We start from the raw sequence: 17,331 nt of genomic DNA, 5'->3' as shown, positions 1-17,331 counted from the left end.
TGGTGGCGGCATAATCGCGGCGGAAATCCACTTAACGAAACGCCCGAAACTGTTCAGACAAACCGAACCACCTCTGTGTGGGCCGCAATGTAGCGCGGTAGATATAGTTTCGGTTTCCTCCAACCTCCCTACCGTGCAAGGTCATGCGTGTGATGTTGCCATTAAGATAACGCGGTGCTTGCGGATTAGCTCGCATCTCCAGCGTAATTTTTTGCCCCAATAGAGATTTAAGATCGAGGCTGTTCTCTGGGCTCAATAGTTCTACGTCAAATTCGAACAATCCGGCCATATTTTCTTCACCAGAAAGACATTTGAACTGCAACTGATTAGGAGCTAAAGGTGTGTGCGCAATGATAAGATATCCCACAGTTCCCCCCAATTTTTAAGCGCTTTTAAAAAGCAAACATTTCAAATAGCTATTTAGACCGACTTCGAAACCCATTTCATATATAACAAATTATAATAATATAAATTTGCAAATATATAATAATAATTTAAATAATTATAATATACAACACATTAAGAAGACCTATATTTGTTATATAAACTTAAATTATCAAACACTTATTATTAATATTATATATAATTTTAAATTTAATATTACGTATTATATATTCGTATTTTTATAAACGGCAGTCAATAGAGCAAATTAGCTCCCAATTTATTATTAAGAATAGATAATTGGCTCCTGAACATTCTAGCCGGACTTATGATGGTTGTGATGTCTGTGTTTCGCGTCCAACTTTGCCCCCGAGCAGCTTCGTCCGACCATCCGTCTTTTGGTGACGGATGGAGAAGGAATTGAAGCAGGTGGATACGATTGCGCGTGTTCGTAGAGCCTTCCATGTGACGGGCTGGTCGGCGAGGAGGATTGTCGGGAAGCTGCATGTGTCCCACAACACGGTCCGCAAGATACTGCGACCCGATGAAACGGGTTTTTCCTATGAACGAGAACGCCAATTACTGCCGAAGGCCGGAGCTTGGAAGGGTGAGATCGAGCGCTTCTAGACTTTAAGCGAAGGCAAATCCTCTCGTGAACGGCTGACGCTAATCCAGATTTACCAAGAGTGGACTTCCCCTTTGAAAGTGGAGTATCCGTTCAGGACAGTTGAAAAGATAAGGGTGATCACACTCCATTTCGGTTCTTTAAACCAGGTCTTCTTCAATCCAGCCCTTATCGCCACTGGCATGTTATTATAGCCTCGGCAAAAATTCATAAGACAAGGGCGTCTGCTAGATATAACTGGTGGGTGAATAGAGTTGAAGCAGCGAGAATTTACAGAAGAATTCAAACGGGAGGCGGTTCGCATTCTGACGACGAGCGGTCGCGGGGTTTCGTCGGTTGCGGCTGATCTGGGGATTGGGAAATCGACACTGGGTCGTTGGCGGCAGATTTTCGAGGAGCAGGATCTTCTTGTCGGCCCGCACGAGGATGTGAACAGACATTGCCAATTAAGGTATAGTCACGTAAAGCCCGTCAGTCTGGACGCCGAAGGTACGGCCGTTCTGTTCTCAGCGACCAAGCAACAGCTGAACCTGAAACTCAGGCAGGCTTCTGGGAGATAGTTTGACCTCTGAAGGTCGCACGCGGCACTATATATAAAAGCCGATCACAGGCTATGCTGACCCTCAAAACCCTTATAATCAATGCGCCGGCGGAACTTCGAGAAAGCCTAGATCAAATCAAGGGTAAGGTTTCTCTGATACGTTATATTGCGGCCTTCCGGCCCGGCAAGATCACATCCACGACAGCATCGGTAAAGACCGCGTTGCGTGCACTAGCCCGACGATGGCTCTCATTCTACGAAGAAATCCTATGCCATGATGAAGAACTTGAGTACCTGATCGCTACATGCGCACGGAGCTATCAGCATCATGCGGTAAAGCCACAAGGACGGTTGCAGAAATGTTCGTTCTTGTAGGAGACGATCCCACGCAGATCAGAAATTACATTGGCAAAACTGTGCGGCGTTTGTCCAATCCCGGCATCCTATAGCAAAACCAAGCGCTTTCGTCTGAACCGCAGTGGCAACCGGCAAACCAATACAGCTCTCTATTGCGTTGCCATTGTCAGAATGCGTAACCCTGCGCCGACCCTTGGCTATGTCAAAAAACGCATGAAAGATGGCAAGCGCAAAAGCAAGATTATCTGATGCCTGAAACGCTATATAGTTCGGGAAATATTCAAACACCTTTGTGTGACTAAAAATGTCGAAATCGCAGCTTGACGAATATAGGACCTTCAATGCAATGGTGGAAACCTTCTTCAAAACGTTGAAATCAGGGCAAATCAGCGCGGCTTACGCAAAGCTTCTTTGCCGTTCACGACCAGATAATTTGGTTTTCGCCCTCGTCGTTATAAACTCACAGCTCAATCCTACCGCTATGCACATATCGATGCTTTTGCATTATGGCGTGACTACACTGCTCAAATGATCGCATGAGAAAAAGCACAATGGCTTCTTGCAACATACATCAAACAATTTGGCAACACCGATACGCATTATGAGAACTTGCCGGTCAATTAACCGAAATTCCCGGGGAATCACTATCATCGCAATGGCCAAGTGAACACTTATAGCAGTATTGTAACCGGCAACCCGGATGCATTCTACGAATGCCATATTCATTTAATGGTCCCAGTCAACCATCACATCAGCTAAAGAGCGTCTGAGTGGCGATGCGAATCGTTACAATCACCGTTTCAGCAATGATGATTATTCGCAGCAAATTCATCGTTTTATGCTTGTTCTCGCGACTGAACTTTCTTCGCTGCATTCTTATACTTCAGCTTTATTGAAAACACCTTAATTTAGTGCCCACAAAATTGGCAGCAGGCAGTCCACTCTCTTTAATCAGTGAGGCGTCTTGTAAGTGCAGTATTCTGGGAAAATATCTTTCGGCGGTGCGATTCTCTGCGTGGCTACCACAAATTCAATTTAACTCTGAAAAAAATCATAACCCTAGCTTCCAGTTCCCACATGTGCAACGAATGATGCAAAATTTCTAGGAATATATCTATTTTTTGAATTTATATTGGAGAAACTTAACTTTCTGGTGTTGACCAATCTAAAAGTCATCCTTATGTATCGCGTCACCTCTTAATGTGGAAGATCTTACATAGGAGCGCGTAGCTCAGCCGGTAGAGCAACTGACTTTTAATCAGTAGGTCCAGGGTTCGAATCCCTGCGCGCTCACCAACAAAATCAATAGCTTAAAGACTATTGTGGAGTTCCTTGATTCCAGTAAGCAGCAAATAGGCAGTGAGAATCAAACTTACTGCTTATCGCATTCCCTACGTGTGGCGCGGCGGCAGCTTCTGGACAGATAGGCGTTAGCTTCTGGACAAAAAGATAAAATCGCTAACGCCCTTCCCCTCATTCTCAATTGCTGATTATCACTTCCCGAACCGATTTCCCCTTGCCGCCGCCTGCCGTGTAGGTCAGCGATACCTCATCGATCTGGAAGGCGGAGAAGATCGTGCGAATCTGTGGCACTGGTCTGCCCCCTGAAAAGTGGTCCTTCATAAAGTATGGCTTATGAGCCTTAGAAGGACATTGAAATGGCAGGGAAAAGACACACGGCAGAAGAGATCGTCACGAAGCTTCGTCAGGTTGACGTTTTGTATGCGCAGGGAAAATCGATGCTGGAAGCGATCCGGTCGATAGGCGTGACGGAAGTTACATACTACCGGTGGCGGTCGGAATACGGCGGCTTGAAGGGCGATCAGGTGAAGCGCCTGAAGGAACTGGAAGCGGAGAATGCCCGGCTCTGGCGCGCCGTTTCCGACCTCACCCTGGACAAGATGATTTTAGCGGAGGCCGCCAAGGGAAACTTCTGAGCCCCGTCCGTCGCCGCGCTTGCGTGGACCATGTGATCGATGAGCTGAAGGTGTCCGAGAGACGGGCGTGCCGGGTTCTCGGCCAGCATCGTTCCACTCAGCGCAAGATCGCCAAGATCCCGGATGATGAAGCGGCGTTGACCGCAGACATCACGGCACTCGCTCTCCAGTATGGCCGCTATGGCTATCGTCGTATAACGGCGATGTTGCATCAGGCTGGCTGGATCGTGAACGTCAAATGGGTCGAGCGCATCTGGCGACGGGAGGGGCTAAAAGTGCCTCACAAGCAACCGAAACGCAGCCGACTGTGGTTGAACGACAGTTCGTGCATCCGGCTTCGACCGGAATATCCCAACCATGTATAGTCGTACGACTTCGTCGAGGATCGCACGCATAACGGCAGGAAAATCCGCATGCTCAACGTGATCGATGAGTTCACGCGGGAATGCATCGCTATCAGGGTCGAGAGAAAGCTGAAGGCAGTCGATGTTATCGATGTGCTTTCCGATCTCTTCATCCTGCGCGGTACCCCTACCCATATTCGTTCTGATAACGGCCTGGAGTTCATCGCCAAAGCACTCCGGGAGTGGATCGCAGCGGTCGGTGCCAAGACCGCCTGCATCATGCCGGGCAGTCCATGGGAAAACGGCTATTGCGAGAGCTTCAACTCGAAACTCCGTGACGAACTGCTCAACGGCGAAATCTTCTACACGCTCAAGGAGGCGAAGATCATCATCGAAAACTGGTGGCAGCATTACAACACAGTGCGGCCCCATTCATCACTGGGCTACAAGCCACCGGCACCCGAAGCAGTCGTCTGGCCTAAACAAAATGGACCAGCGTCAACACCAGCAGTGGAAAGTCGACCCAGCATGCACTAACAGTAAACCCGGATCACCCAATGGGGGCAGACCAATCCCGTTGAAAACAAACAGCCCCCCACATAGTGCGCTGAAGTGCGGTTGTGAGCCGGATCGTCCCATAACGCGGTCCTGTGGCGCGGCGGCAGCTTCTGGACAAAAAGATAAATCCGCTAACGCCAAGCCCGTCAGGCATTATCATGTCAGAGATTGGCTGCTCGCATATAATTATGCCAAACAGCTCAAAGCGTTGCGCTTTAAAACGCCTTTCGAAGCAATCCGGCAGATCAGTGACAAAAAAACAGAGCTATTCTATCGAAAACCAAACCATGATATGATGGGACTAAACACCTAAAATAATCATCTCATTAAGCTAGCGACAGCTGATAAAATGATGCTTTCATGTAAATAACCGCTGACGCAGACACCTGCAAAAGCACACAACTGCAACATAAACATGAGATTTTTCCGTGTCGATGAAAGAAAATCCTTCTTAGCCAAATTGTGCCACCAGCGGTCAAGTGTTGATTTTCCAATCCCGAGATAGCAAGCAACTGATGAAACACTGCACGCATTCGTCGTTGAAATATGAACGGCTTCGCTATTGAACTTTTCTGTAAATTTTCGCTGCTATAAATCTGAGTCTCCTGTCAGCTTATCTAACAGAAGCCCTTCATAATTGAAGAGATAGCCCAACACCTTCTAATGCGCACCCATGAAATGACCTAAGATGAACACACGGAATATACAATTTGGATCTTGCATCTTTTTATGCTTTTGGTTATCAGCCCATACGTACTTAAATAATCGTCAATAAAATAAAAGATGATTTTTTAGTGCCGCTTTAGCTCAGTTGGTAGAGCACATCATTCGTAATGATGGGGTCGTAGGTTCGAATCCTATAAGCGGCACCATTTTTCATAAAGAAATTAATGCTTTAGTCGCTGTTGAGTTAGTTTATTCCGTCTTGTGTTATCGGCGGAACCGTGGGGGAATCAAATGCAACTCGCTTTGATTCCCCCCATTGTGTAGCGCTGCGGCAGCTTCTGGACAAAAAGATAAAACCGCGAACACCGAGCCAAGTTTCCGTTTTTCCAACTGCAAAGCTAAATCTCCGGCAAGCTCACTCAGCTTTTTCATTGACAGGCTGGCAAGTTCTTCCATCGTCAGCTTCTCTTTCAATTGCTTCCAGACCGGCTTTATTTCTAACGCGGCAACAAAATTATGCCCCTCAAGGGAAAGGTCTGTCGCAAACACCAACGGCGCTTCTGGTCCTATCGTTTTACTAACGTTCCCCTCCACCAATCCCGCATCATGTAAGCGCATGACATGCCGCACTACGAGAACCGGCTCGTAGTCTTCGACAAAAACGGGAGCAGGTTTCAAGTTTTCCTTTTCGCGCAACTGGATCATGATTTTCCGAACAAGGTCGAGATCGTGCTTCACATCGGTATTCCCAATATGTTTCAAGGGCAATGAACAGCCGTAAGCTGCCCAATGCGAATAGTCATAAGTCGATTCGATGTTCATCGCACAATACCTCATCAATTGGATATGATGACTTCCTTGACCTGCTTCCCCTTACCGCCGCCTGCCGTATAGGTCAGCGCCACGCTCTCAATTCTGAACACAGAAAAGATCGAGCGTATTTCCGGCACATCATTGATCAACAGAATGAACCGGCCTGATAAGCGAGCAAGGCGGTCGACCATTACCTCGTATTGATCGCGGCTGAACAGCTTCTTGCCGTAGTAGTCTTCCGTCCCCCAATAAGAGCGATCGAGATAACCGATCTTTAACATATACAGAGCTTGAATGATCAAAATCGACGCAACAGCGATACGACAGTCACAATAGACAATGCATACAACATGTCACAAGCGGCAAACTCTGGAGCGTTATATCTGTCTGTTGGTCTCCAACACCGTTGGCCCACAGTCAAACGGCGGCTATGCCAGCGGATACTTTTCCAAGCTCCATCCTAGAAAAGAGCTGATGTTGACTTTTATAAGAAAACTCCGTCACATCAGATCGCAGTATCTTGCGAACCCTATTACGAGAAACATGAAGCTCTCTGGTGATCTTCTTTACCCACCAGCCTTGAATATGGAAGGCACACCGGGCTCGAGCAATTATATTCACTCTTTTCAACTCCCTACTCCATCCGCTGATTAAAAGTCAGATCCTCGAGTGAAATCTAGCGGGGGTCAAAAATGAGTAAGTATTCAACCGCTGAAGGAGTCAATGTGCCATGCTGAAACACAATGTCGTAAATTTCGGCAATTCTTTTTGACGTAGCAACCCTACCCATCTACGATTTAACGCTGCTATTTCACTTCGCTATATTGACAATGTTTTCTTTGTAGCGCGGCGTCGATATGCAGACCTTCAAAACACTTTTCGATAATATCTGGGATCGTCATTCCGTTATTGAGCGGGACGGCCAGACTTTACTCTATATTGATCGCCATTACATTGGTGATGATATGCCACGTGGTACACTCGAAGAACTCGAAAAGCGTGGACTGAAAGTGCGGCGACCCGATCTCACCTTTGCCAGCCCTGATCATTACGCACCAACGAATACACGCGACATAGCAAGTCTGGCCGACGCCGAACAACGCGAAATGGTTACGGCACTCGAAGATGTCGCCAGCAAAATGCAGTTCAGTATCTTCAATCTCGATGATCCCCGTCAGGGTATCGTTCATGTCTTTGGTCCTGAACTGGGATTAAGTCTGCCGGGAATGACGATCGCCTGTGGTGATAGCCACACGGCAACCCATGGCGCTTTTGGCGCCTTTGGTCTTGGAATTGGCTCCACAGAAGTCACCCATGTGCTGGCAACGCAAAGTGTCTGGCAGCGCAAACCGCGTAACATGCGCATTACAATAGATGGAGAACTGGCACCCCTCGTTACGGCAAAAGACGTTATACTTTATATCATTTCCCGCATCGGCGTTTCTGGGGCGCGTGGGCATGTGGTCGAATATACGGGTTCTGCCGTCAAAGCGCTCTCAATGGAAGGGCGCATGACGCTCTGCAATATGTCAATCGAAGCCGGCGCAAAAGCCGGTCTGATCGCACCTGATGAAATCACGTTGAATTATCTGCGCGGCCGTGCCTGCGCCCCATCGTCTGACTGGGACAAGAGGGCCGCGACCTGGCTTGCATTGAAATCCGATCCCAATGCGATATTCGATAAAGCGATCATTCTGGATGCGGCGGAAATCTCGCCAATGGTTTCTTGGGGGAATACACCAGGCGAGACAATCGCAATTGACCGGAATATTCCACATATCGCTTCCTTCCCGAAAGAAGAACGCGAAAGAATACAGCACGCACTTGACTATATGGCGCTCTCTGAGGGACAGCCAATTTCTGGCACAGCGGTTGATAAAGTTTTTATAGGCTCCTGCACCAATGGCCGCATTGAGGATCTCAGGGCTGTATCATCCATTCTGCGCAATCGCCGCGTTGCAGTGCCAACGATTATTGTGCCGGGTTCCACAATGGTGCGTAAGCAGGCCGAAAAAGAGGGTCTAAACGACATCTTTTTGCAAGCGGGCGCTGAATGGCGCTATGCGGGCTGTTCTATGTGTCTTGCCATCAATGGCGATATGGCAAGCGCAGGCGAACGCGTTGCCTCTACTACAAATCGCAATTTTGTCGGGAGGCAGGGCAAAGGATCGCGCACGCACATTATGAGCCCTTCAATGGCCGCCGCTGCTGCTGTGACAGGCTGCCTGACAGATGTTCGCAGCTTATAATGGAAGTGTGATGCAGCCATTTAAACATCTTAATGCTATCGCCTGCCCTATTGAAGGCACGGATATCAATACAGACCAGATTTTACCTGGCCGTTTCATGCAGAAACCGCGGATCAATTACGGCGATTATTTTTTCCATGATCTGCGACCGTCAACTGATAAGAGCGCGGATGACAATACTGTTTTTGCGCCTTTTCGCCAGCGCTACCGCAACGCAGCGATATTGGTTTGTGATCGGAATTTTGGTTGCGGATCTTCACGCGAACAAGCGGTTCACGCGGCTTATGATTACGGTATTCGCGTGGTTATAGCACCCAGTTTGGGCGAAAATTTCCAAACCAACTGCTTCAAGAATGGCTTGTTGGCCATTACTCTTGACGAAGCAAATGTTGTAACATTGCGGGATTGCCTCCAGTCAGCCTCTGAACCGCAATTGAGCATCGATCTCCCCGAACAGATCATTTGCATTCCCGGGACAAACATCACTTTCCGCTATGAGATTGATGCTTTTTCAAAAGCCAGCCTGTTGAGTGGAATGGACGACCTCGACCTTACACTTTCGCTCCTCAGCCAATTGGCAGAATTCGAAAACAAACAATCTGCCAATTAAAAATCGGCATTTATTGGAGACTTACATGAAAATCGCAGTTCTTGGTGGTGATGGAATTGGACCTGAAGTAACAGCGCAATCAGTTAAAATCCTTGAATTTCTGCGCAGTCAGGGCGTTGGATTTGAGCTAGAAACGGCGCTGATTGGCGGCTGTGCCTATGAGGCCGAAGGTGATCCTCTTCCTGCCGCAACCTTCGCATTGTGCCAACAGGCCGACGCTATCCTGTTTGGCGCTGAGGGTGGCTTCCAATATGAAACTTTGCCACGCGGCAAGCGCCCCGGCGATGCGTTGCTTACCATTCGCCGTGAGCTGTCACTTTTTGCGAATTTCCGCCCCATCAAGGCTATGAAACCGCTCATCGATACTTCACCACTCAAGCGTGAGTTGGTTGAAGGGCTTGATATGCTTATTCTACGTGAACTGACCAGTGACATTTATTTCGGTGTGCCTCGCGGCGAAAGCATCAATACACAAGGCCAGCGCGAAGCTATTAATACGATGTATTATAACGAGCAGGAAATACGCAACATTGCTCGCGTCGGGTTTGAGACGGCTCGCAAACGCAAAGGCAAGCTATGCTCCGTCGATAAGGCGAACGTTCTTGAAGCGATGGAGCTATGGCGTGATGTCGTAACAGAACTGGGTGCAGAATATCCAGATATAGAACTCTCACATCTTTACATCGATGCGGCGGCGATGTCTTTGCTCCGTGCACCTAAAGATTTTGACGTTATTCTTACACCTAACCTGTTTGGCGACATTTTGTCAGATGAAGCCTCAATGCTGTGCGGCTCCATTGGCCTTTTGCCTTCGGCATCTTTCGACAGCTCAAGCAAGGGGCTTTATGAGCCAGTACATGGCTGCGCTCCCGACATTGCAGGCAAGGATGTGGCCAATCCGCTGGCTTCCATTCTCTCTACAGCAATGATGTTGAGGCATAGTTTCGATATGGAAAAAGAAGCTTCTGCTCTCGAACGAGCCGTTGAGGACACCGTCGCAGCAGGCCTGCGCTCCGCAGACATCGCTATACCGAATGGCAAGATTTTAGGAACACAAGCAATGGGTGATGCCGTGCTTGAACGTTTCCGGGCATTGCTTTGACATATCAGGAAAAGTGAACGGTTGTGATTTGATGGCCGCACCTCTGACTGCCTTGGAAGCATGTTCCAGCAGTCATTGTGTGTGTGGGAGGGCGAACGATTACCACTCAGCCATATATCTGCAAAAACCAATGTGCACATGAGACACTCTCGCCATTCGAAGTCTTTGTCGAACTCGAAGCATAAGTGTCTCATGAAGTAAGGCTGCTTTTAGACGGCTAAGGATTTGCAAAAATGCAATCGATTAAATTTAAAAAGTTTCTCCACGCAGATGGCTTGCGAGAAACCCGAGATTGTCCTGACCCCAGTAAGTCTCTTTATCGTAAATATAGGTCGGGAATCCAAATACGCCATTATCGACAGCCAGTTCGCGATCAGCCTTCCATTTCGCCTGAACATCGTGATTGTTTTCACGTTCTATGAGATATGCGCCATCAAAACCCGCTTCATCCGCAACAGCACCGCGGACCTCTGCAATGCCAATATCTTTCGCTTCCGACCAGAAAGCTTTTTGCAAAACGCGGGTCAGTTGCAGCCAGTTCTGGCCATCCAGATAGGCCGCAATAACACTGAATGAAGCAGGGGTTGGATCACTCAATGCGGGCCTTTCATCAAGCAAAAGCGGCTTGCCACGAAATCTCGCCCAGCGCTTAAGATCCTGCGTGCCATAAGCGCGCCGTACTTCCGGCCGGTTGCGCGAAAAGATGCCACCGTTTTCTTCAATCACAGTTGCGAGATAAGGCTTGATTTCAACCACATGCCGCTCTGCCAGTTCCTCTAGCGTATCAAGCCCAAGGTAAGACCATGGCGATCCGATGGAAAAGAAATAATCAATCGTTTTTGGCACATTATGTCCTTCGATATATGCTGCACAGAGAAAGTTACTTAAATTTTGGCAGTCCGGGCGGATTGGTTTGCGAACGCTCCAGAGCTTCTTCACTCAGATGCCATCGCTCCAGAATACGGGCGTAGTCACCGCTCTTAATCAGAGTGTTGGTGGCAATAGTTAACGGATCAGCCAGACCGCTGTCTTTGCGGGTGGTAATTGCGACATCGGATCTGTCTGGCCAGCCTGCGCTCAACGTACCAACACGTTTGATGTTTCCGTCACGCGATGCAATGAAAACAAGCTGCGCATGAGGTTGCACAATAACATCGGCACGGCCCGACTGCAGCGCCAGAAGGCTGGCTGCTTCATCATCATAATATTGCAGTTCAAGCGGCTTTAGCCCGACCTTCTCATTTTCTTCGCTCCATTTGACGAGAATGCGCTCCTGATTGGTTCCGGCTCCCACAATGATGCGCAGACCAGCAGCATCTTTGGGCTCTTTAATGGACGTCACCCCACTGTCGCCCTTGACGAAAAAGCCATGCAGACCTTGCCGATAGGTCGAAAAATCAAACTTCTCTTTACGCTCTTCTGTCACCCCGACATTGGAGATCACCGCGTCATATTTGCCAGATGCAAGACCAAGCGGCCAGTCGATCCATGCAACGGGAACACTTTCAAGTTCAAGGCCAAGGCTTTCGGCAATTGCCGACGCATAATCCAGATCAGCCCCGACAACTGTTTTCGCATCTGTTGCATAGGCCGCAAGGGGTGGCCCACCTGGTGCAACTGCCACAGTCAGCTTGCCCGGCGTAACGAACTTGAAATCAGCGGGAATAGCGGCAATAGCTGCGGCATCTTTCTGGACGTGAATACGTCCGGCCTGTTCGGGCGATAAGTCAAAATCATCTGCAGATAACGCATCCACAGATGAGGCAGCGACAGCCACCCATGTTGCTAATACCAGAGCACTTGCTCTCATAAACCATTCTCCATACGGTTAAATTATTGTGGGCTGGCGCAAGCACCCCTCATGCGCCAGCCCGAACCCTTACGATCCGCTTTTTGGCAGACCCTGCGGGTTTGTTTGAGCCTCAGTGATAGCTTCTGATCCAAGGTTCCATGTTTCGAGAACCTTGGTATAGGCGCCACTTGCAATCAGATCGTTGAGAACATTGGTCAGCGGCTGCGCAAGCCCGCTGCCTTTGCGTGTTGTCACGGCAATTTCAGCGGTAATCGGCCAGCCGCCACTAACTGTGCCAACAAGTTTGGTCTTGCCGTTAATGCCTGCCGAATAGGCCTGCGTCGCATTTACGCTAAAAACGGCATCTGCGCGGCCACTCTGAATTGCGAGATCTTTTACGGCATCATCGTCGTAATATTGCACCTCAATCGGTTTCAGACCGGCTGCAACATTCTGACGATCCCACTCAAGCAACACCTTTTCCTGATTGGTGCCAGCATCAGTAATGATCTTGAGACCCTCAATATCCTTGGGCTCTTTCAATTCCTTAATCGAACTGTCTGCTTTGACATAGAAGCCAAGCTCATCCTTGCGATAAGTGGAGAAGTCGAACTTTTCCTTACGCTCTTCCGTCACTGTAACATTGGAAATCACAGCATCGAATTTACCGGAAGCAAGTCCGAGCGGCCAATCGGCCCAGGCAACCGAAACCAGTTCAAGATCACGGCCAAGGCTGTCCGCAATAATCTGTGCCAGATCAACATCATAGCCAATAACCGTCTTGGAATCAGACGCATAATCATGCAGCGGCAAATGTCCGCTGGTGCTGATACCGATAGTCAGAACACCATCCTTGACGAATTTGAAGTCCTTGACTTCATCGATACGCTTATCGATCTTTTCTACGCGCAAACGGTTTGGTTGCTCGGGACTAAGATCAAACTTACCTTCGCTCCACGCTGTCCCCGAAGTCAGCACAGCCATAGAAATCAGGCCCGCAGTGAAGTATCCCGCTTTTCTGATATATGCCATATTCCAATCTCCTTGAGCTTGAAGCTCCGTTAATGACCTGATTTCCTGATATTTTCGCTCTTTATGAGCGGATCTTACGATCCGCTTTTCGGCAGACCAGCCGGGTTGGTTTTGGCCTCATCCACGGCTTCTGAACTCAGACTCCAGCGTTCAAGCACCTGCTGGTACTTGCCATTTTTAATAAGTTCATTAAGCGAAAGGGTTAGTGCATCAGCCAGACCGCTGCCCTTGCGTGTGGTAATTGCCACTTCTGCCGTCTGTGGCCAGCCGCCGCTTACCGTTCCGACAAGCTTGGTTTTGCCATGCTGCGATGCTGCATAAGCCTGCACTGCATTGACACTGAAGACCGCATCTGCGCGACCGGATTCAATCGCGAGACTCTTGACTGCATCATCATCGTAATACTGAATTTCGACAGGTTTCAGTCCTGCTTCGACATTCTGTTTGTCCCATTGAACAAGGATGTTTTCCTGATTGGTGCCTGGATCGGTAATAATTTTGAGGCCCGCAATATCCTTTGGCTCTTTCAAAGAAGTAATCGGACTGTCGGCCTTCACATAAAAGCCAAGCTCATCCTTGCGATAGGTCGAGAAATCGAACTTCTCCTTGCGCTCTTCAGTTACGGTCACATTGGAAATAACTGCATCAAACTTGCCGGATTGAAGCGAAAGCGGCCAGTCCGCCCATGCAATTGGCACCAGCACCAGCTCACGACCCAATGTGTCGGAAACAAGCTGAATAAGATCAGGATCAAACGCCACCACGGTCTTTGCGTCAGTTGCATAGGTGCTGATCGGAGGTACCCATGGATTGATGCCGACGACGAACTTGTCGTCCTGCACAAACATGAAATCTTTCGGCACGGCATTGATGACAGCATCACTCTTTTCCGTGCGCAGACGATTTGGCTGCTCCGGGCTAAAATCGAGTTCTGCGGAAAAGGCTGGAGCGCTCAACAGAACGCCTGCGGCAAACAAGCCGCCCAGAAATGCATTTTTGTAATGAGCTGGTTTCACTGAAAAACTCCTGGGATTGATTTGAATCTTAAGCAAACAGTCCCCGTCGATTGCCTGTGCAAAGGCAATCGCTGCTGTCTGAGTTGCGGCTGAATGAGATGGTGTTTTTGCGTCAGAGAACTTTGGCAAGAAACTCCCGGGTTCTTGGATGTGTGGCTGCGTTGAACAACTGTTCCGGTCTGCCTGTTTCGAGAATACGGCCCTCTTCCATGAACACGACTGTATCCGCTACTTCACGGGCAAAGCCGATTTCGTGAGTGACGATCACCAGTGTGGTGCCAGAGCGGGCAAGTTCCTTGATCACATCAAGCACTTCGCCCACCAATTCCGGATCAAGCGCAGAGGTTGGCTCATCAAACAGGATTACTTTTGGATTAAGAGCCAATGTGCGGGCGATGGCAACGCGCTGCTGCTGCCCACCGGAAAGCTGACGCGGATAGGCATTGATCTTTTCACTCAGGCCAACCCGGGCGAGAAGACGCTTTGCAATCGCGGTTGCGGCGTCGCGGCTGAGACCACGCACGATCATCGGCGCTTCAATAATATTTTCCAACACGGTAAGATGCGGGAAAAGATTGAAGTTCTGAAACACCATGCCAACATCAACACGCTTTTTCAAAATATCCTTTTCTTTGAGCTCATAAAGAGTGTTGCCGCTCTGACTATAGCCAAGCAATTCGTCATCAATCGCAATGAAACCATCATCGACGCGTTCCAGATGATTTATCGAGCGAAGGAGTGTCGATTTACCGGAACCGGAAGGTCCGAGAATGGCAGTGACACTGCCCGGTTTGATGTGAAGGCTGACATTATCAAGAACGAGATTGTCGCCAAAGCTCTTGGATACACCATGAATATCGACTGATCCGCGTCGTCCGGCGGTAAACCCGCCAACAGCAAGCGCTTCGCTCAACTGGGCATCTTTTTCACGGTTTACAACTTTCTGAACTTCAGGAGATGCCTTGGCCTGTTTTGGGACAAATCGGGAGAACAGACGCCCGAATAAAGCCGGTGGCGGATTGCGTAATGCGCCGCGTGAGAAATGCCGTTCAGTGTAATATTGCGCGATCGACAGAACGGTCATGATAATCAGATACCAGACGGTCGCGACCATCAGCAGCGGGATGACTTCAAGATTACGGCGATAAATGACCTGCACCGTATAGAAAAGCTCCGGCAGCGCCAGCACGTAGACCATCGACGTGCCCTTGGCGAGACCAATGATTTCATTAAAGCCCGTTGGCAAAATCGTGCGCATGGCTTGTGGGAGCACGATACGAAATGCCTGACGGCGACGCGGCAGGCCAAGAGCCGCCGCTGCTTCAAGCTGCCCCTGATCAACCGACAGAATGCCGCCACGAATAATCTCTGAAGAAAAGGCCGCCTGATTAAGACTAAGACCGAGAAGTGCCGCTGCGAAAGGGCTTAATATCTGAACGGTCGGATATTCAGCAAAGGTAATATCCGTATAAGGCACGCCAAAACGAACAGTCTCATAGAGATAGCCGAGATTGTTAAGCACCAGCAGCAGAACGATCAGTGGAATGGAACGCAGCAGCCAGATATAAACCCATGACAGGCCCGATAATAGCGGCGAACGTGAAACGCGGGCCAGAGCCAGTGCAGTACCTAAGGCAAAACCAAGAACGGTTGCAAGAGCGGTCAACCAAAGCGTGCGCATCAGCCCAACAAGAACGGGTTCTGCGAAGAACCATTGCGCAAAAACTGACCATCCCCATTTCGGATTGGTGAAAACAGATTGCAATACCGCAATGATCAGACCAGCGGCGAAAATTGTACCTAAGACACGTGCCGGATAACGCGCTGGCACGATGCGGTAATGTTTAAAATCACCGGGACTGACGCGAGGTTTAACCTCCCGCTCGGCTCCCACAAAATCTGTAGCAATGGCCATGATTAAAGCAGCTCCGATTGGTCATTCAACTTATGACGAGATGCGAAAGCGTCTGTCATGGAAGTCACCTGATGCAATTTTCGGAGAAGATTGCCCCGTTTACAAAACAAATAAGTCTATTTAATCAAGATGGGAGGAATGTTTTTTCTACAACGACCACGCAAATGCCACGCATTTACTGAGCCAAAAACTGGTACTTAGGGTCAGGACTCATTAATTTGACGGGAATGGTGTGAGGCCATCCGTTCGGATACGAGAAGGAAAGGCGAAGGAAATGTGGTTCATTTTCAAGACTTTCCGACGAAGTAGACCGGGCGGATGGACCACATCCTTCGGACATCGAAATGACTTGGTGATCTGCTTCGTCGAGCCGCTCAACCGGGGGAACCACCCCGGTCCTCACGTCTCTCCTTGCATATCTTGTCATTTCAGATGCCATTTTCATCAAATTAATGGGTCCTGACCCTAGCCAAAAACTGGCTGTTTCTGTGCTATTTCAGATGATGCAAAACCGCACTCAGGAATATTTGCAATGTGCTTTTCAAATGGCAGTGTGCCGTAAATTTCCGGGTCAGCAGCCAAATCAAAAAGTGCTGTATATCCGTTACGCAAATAAAGTTCTTTGGCTTCCGGCTGCCTGAAACCAGTGGTCAGATAGACGCGCTTATAACCCTGAAGCCGTGCCTGCGCTTCAAGTTCCTGGAGCACCTTTTTCGCCAGTCCCTGCCGACGCAGATCCGCATGGGTCCAAATGCGTTTAAACTCCGCAGTCTCATCATCATAGCGCATGAATGCACCACCGCCGATGGTTTGACCATCCCGCAGCAGAAGAAGAAAATTGCCATGAGGTGGCGCAAAAGCTTCCGGCGGGTATTTATTCATTTCCGCTGCCGCACCCTCGTCGCTAAAATAATTGCCATAGCGCGTGTCATACTCAATCGTGAGCGCTTCAATCAAAGGAACTGCACGACTATCGAGTACAGAGGTGTAGAGAAATTCATCCGCCATGATATGGACTTCCGTATCAGTTGAGAGAAGCTTCGGTCAGACGTACCCAGAACAGGGCCGCTGGCAGTAAGATATCATCGTTGAAATTATAGTCCGGGCTATGCAGACCGGCGCTGTCACCATTGCCGACAAAGAAATAAGCCCCCGGCTTTTGCTCAAGCATGAAGGCAAAATCTTCGCTTGCAGTGCGCGGTCGGAAATCTTCAATCACAGTGCCATTTGGAAAGCTTGCAAGCGCGACCTGTCGCGCAAATTCCGTCTCCGTTTTGGCATTGATCAGCGCCGGAAAGCCCCATTGATAATTGACATCAGAGGTGGTTCGGTTTGTCTGAACAGTTTCGGGCGTTTCGTTAAGTGGATTTCCGCCGCGATTATGCCGCCACCA

At 49.0% G+C, this 17,331-nt stretch carries 14 protein-coding genes, 2 tRNA genes and 6 pseudogenes; 11 read left to right on the top strand and 11 right to left on the bottom strand.

The genetic code is table 11. The annotated features are described in order from the left end of the window. Positions 1–31: 31 nt before the first annotated feature. Positions 32–289 carry a contractile injection system protein, VgrG/Pvc8 family gene (locus FHY56_RS18430; RefSeq protein WP_407920999.1) on the bottom strand — a complete coding sequence of 86 codons (258 nt, stop codon included), beginning with the start codon at positions 287–289 and terminating at the stop codon, positions 32–34. A 965-nt stretch (positions 290–1,254) separates the two neighbouring features. Here FHY56_RS18430 and FHY56_RS17250 point away from each other — a divergent pair. The 7 genes and pseudogenes from FHY56_RS17250 to FHY56_RS18245 form a co-directional block, all read left to right on the top strand. Continuing rightward, positions 1,255–1,443: pseudogene (locus tag FHY56_RS17250) on the top strand (transposase); the annotation flags it as partial. A gap of 509 nt (positions 1,444–1,952) precedes the next feature. Continuing rightward, the gene (locus FHY56_RS17245) at positions 1,953–2,153 is read left to right on the top strand and encodes a transposase (protein WP_158447787.1); all 201 of its coding nucleotides are present in this window, start codon (positions 1,953–1,955) and stop codon (positions 2,151–2,153) included. 134 nt (positions 2,154–2,287) lie between these two features. Then, positions 2,288–2,444: pseudogene (locus FHY56_RS18425) on the top strand (IS6 family transposase); the annotation flags it as partial. Positions 2,445–2,498: 54 nt separating this feature from the next. Next, positions 2,499–2,727: pseudogene (locus FHY56_RS17960) on the top strand (catalase); the annotation flags it as partial. A 397-nt stretch (positions 2,728–3,124) separates the two neighbouring features. Then, a tRNA-Lys gene (locus FHY56_RS17230) sits at positions 3,125–3,200 on the top strand. Between the two features lie 362 nt (positions 3,201–3,562). Then, positions 3,563–4,722, top strand: a pseudogene (locus FHY56_RS17220) (IS3 family transposase). A gap of 178 nt (positions 4,723–4,900) precedes the next feature. Then, positions 4,901–5,056: pseudogene (locus tag FHY56_RS18245) on the top strand (IS481 family transposase); the annotation flags it as partial. A gap of 53 nt (positions 5,057–5,109) precedes the next feature. Here the strand turns inward: FHY56_RS18245 and FHY56_RS18420 are convergent. Beyond that, positions 5,110–5,331: pseudogene (locus tag FHY56_RS18420) on the bottom strand (hypothetical protein); the annotation flags it as partial. A gap of 208 nt (positions 5,332–5,539) precedes the next feature. Between FHY56_RS18420 and FHY56_RS17215 the strand changes: the two are divergent. Beyond that, positions 5,540–5,615 (top strand) — tRNA-Thr (locus FHY56_RS17215). Positions 5,616–5,673: 58 nt separating this feature from the next. Here FHY56_RS17215 and FHY56_RS17210 read toward each other — a convergent pair. Continuing rightward, on the bottom strand, positions 5,674–6,231 hold the full coding sequence (locus tag FHY56_RS17210) for a DUF2513 domain-containing protein (protein ID WP_158447786.1): 558 nt from the start codon (positions 6,229–6,231) through the stop codon (positions 5,674–5,676). A gap of 14 nt (positions 6,232–6,245) precedes the next feature. Next, positions 6,246–6,503 (bottom strand): hypothetical protein, encoded by a 258-nt coding sequence (locus tag FHY56_RS17205; protein WP_235889538.1) that lies wholly within the window; start codon positions 6,501–6,503, stop codon positions 6,246–6,248. A 576-nt stretch (positions 6,504–7,079) separates the two neighbouring features. On the opposite strand from FHY56_RS17205, the gene leuC reads away from it, so the two are divergent. From leuC to leuB, 3 genes are read left to right on the top strand one after another with little or no spacing between them, the layout of a single operon-like run. Beyond that, a complete protein-coding gene (gene leuC, locus FHY56_RS17195) occupies positions 7,080–8,471 on the top strand; it encodes a 3-isopropylmalate dehydratase large subunit (RefSeq protein WP_140906355.1) in 1,392 nt (463 codons plus the stop codon). Between the two features lie 10 nt (positions 8,472–8,481). Next, complete coding sequence (gene leuD / locus FHY56_RS17190; protein ID WP_158447785.1) at positions 8,482–9,081, top strand: 3-isopropylmalate dehydratase small subunit; 600 nt, start codon at positions 8,482–8,484, stop codon at positions 9,079–9,081. A 25-nt stretch (positions 9,082–9,106) separates the two neighbouring features. Beyond that, positions 9,107–10,183: a 3-isopropylmalate dehydrogenase gene (leuB, locus tag FHY56_RS17185; protein ID WP_140906353.1), complete on the top strand. Its 1,077-nt coding sequence runs from the start codon at positions 9,107–9,109 to the stop codon at positions 10,181–10,183. A gap of 249 nt (positions 10,184–10,432) precedes the next feature. Here the strand turns inward: leuB and FHY56_RS17180 are convergent, their stop codons facing one another. The 7 genes from FHY56_RS17180 to FHY56_RS17150 form a co-directional block, all read right to left on the bottom strand. After that, positions 10,433–11,029: a 2-hydroxychromene-2-carboxylate isomerase gene (locus FHY56_RS17180; RefSeq protein ID WP_140906352.1), complete on the bottom strand. Its 597-nt coding sequence runs from the start codon at positions 11,027–11,029 to the stop codon at positions 10,433–10,435. A gap of 34 nt (positions 11,030–11,063) precedes the next feature. Then, entirely contained in the window at positions 11,064–11,993 is a 930-nt protein-coding gene (locus FHY56_RS17175) for an ABC transporter substrate-binding protein (RefSeq protein ID WP_140906351.1), read from the bottom strand. A gap of 69 nt (positions 11,994–12,062) precedes the next feature. Continuing rightward, the gene (locus FHY56_RS17170) at positions 12,063–13,007 is read right to left on the bottom strand and encodes an ABC transporter substrate-binding protein (RefSeq protein WP_140906350.1); all 945 of its coding nucleotides are present in this window, start codon (positions 13,005–13,007) and stop codon (positions 12,063–12,065) included. Positions 13,008–13,081: 74 nt separating this feature from the next. Continuing rightward, positions 13,082–14,023: an ABC transporter substrate-binding protein gene (locus tag FHY56_RS17165; protein ID WP_140906349.1), complete on the bottom strand. Its 942-nt coding sequence runs from the start codon at positions 14,021–14,023 to the stop codon at positions 13,082–13,084. Between the two features lie 112 nt (positions 14,024–14,135). Further along, positions 14,136–15,938, bottom strand: coding sequence for an amino acid ABC transporter permease/ATP-binding protein (locus tag FHY56_RS18320; RefSeq protein ID WP_140906348.1), 1,803 nt, complete (start codon positions 15,936–15,938; stop codon positions 14,136–14,138). A 465-nt stretch (positions 15,939–16,403) separates the two neighbouring features. Continuing rightward, the gene (locus FHY56_RS17155; protein WP_140906347.1) at positions 16,404–16,946 is read right to left on the bottom strand and encodes a GNAT family N-acetyltransferase; all 543 of its coding nucleotides are present in this window, start codon (positions 16,944–16,946) and stop codon (positions 16,404–16,406) included. 16 nt (positions 16,947–16,962) lie between these two features. After that, positions 16,963–17,331 (bottom strand): M20/M25/M40 family metallo-hydrolase (locus FHY56_RS17150; RefSeq protein WP_235889537.1); only part of this gene is annotated, 369 nt, incomplete at its 5' end.

This window comes from Brucella gallinifaecis, from assembly GCF_006476605.1.
GTDB classification, from domain to species: domain Bacteria; phylum Pseudomonadota; class Alphaproteobacteria; order Rhizobiales; family Rhizobiaceae; genus Brucella; species Brucella gallinifaecis.
This window is presented reverse-complemented; position numbering and strand designations above follow the sequence as displayed.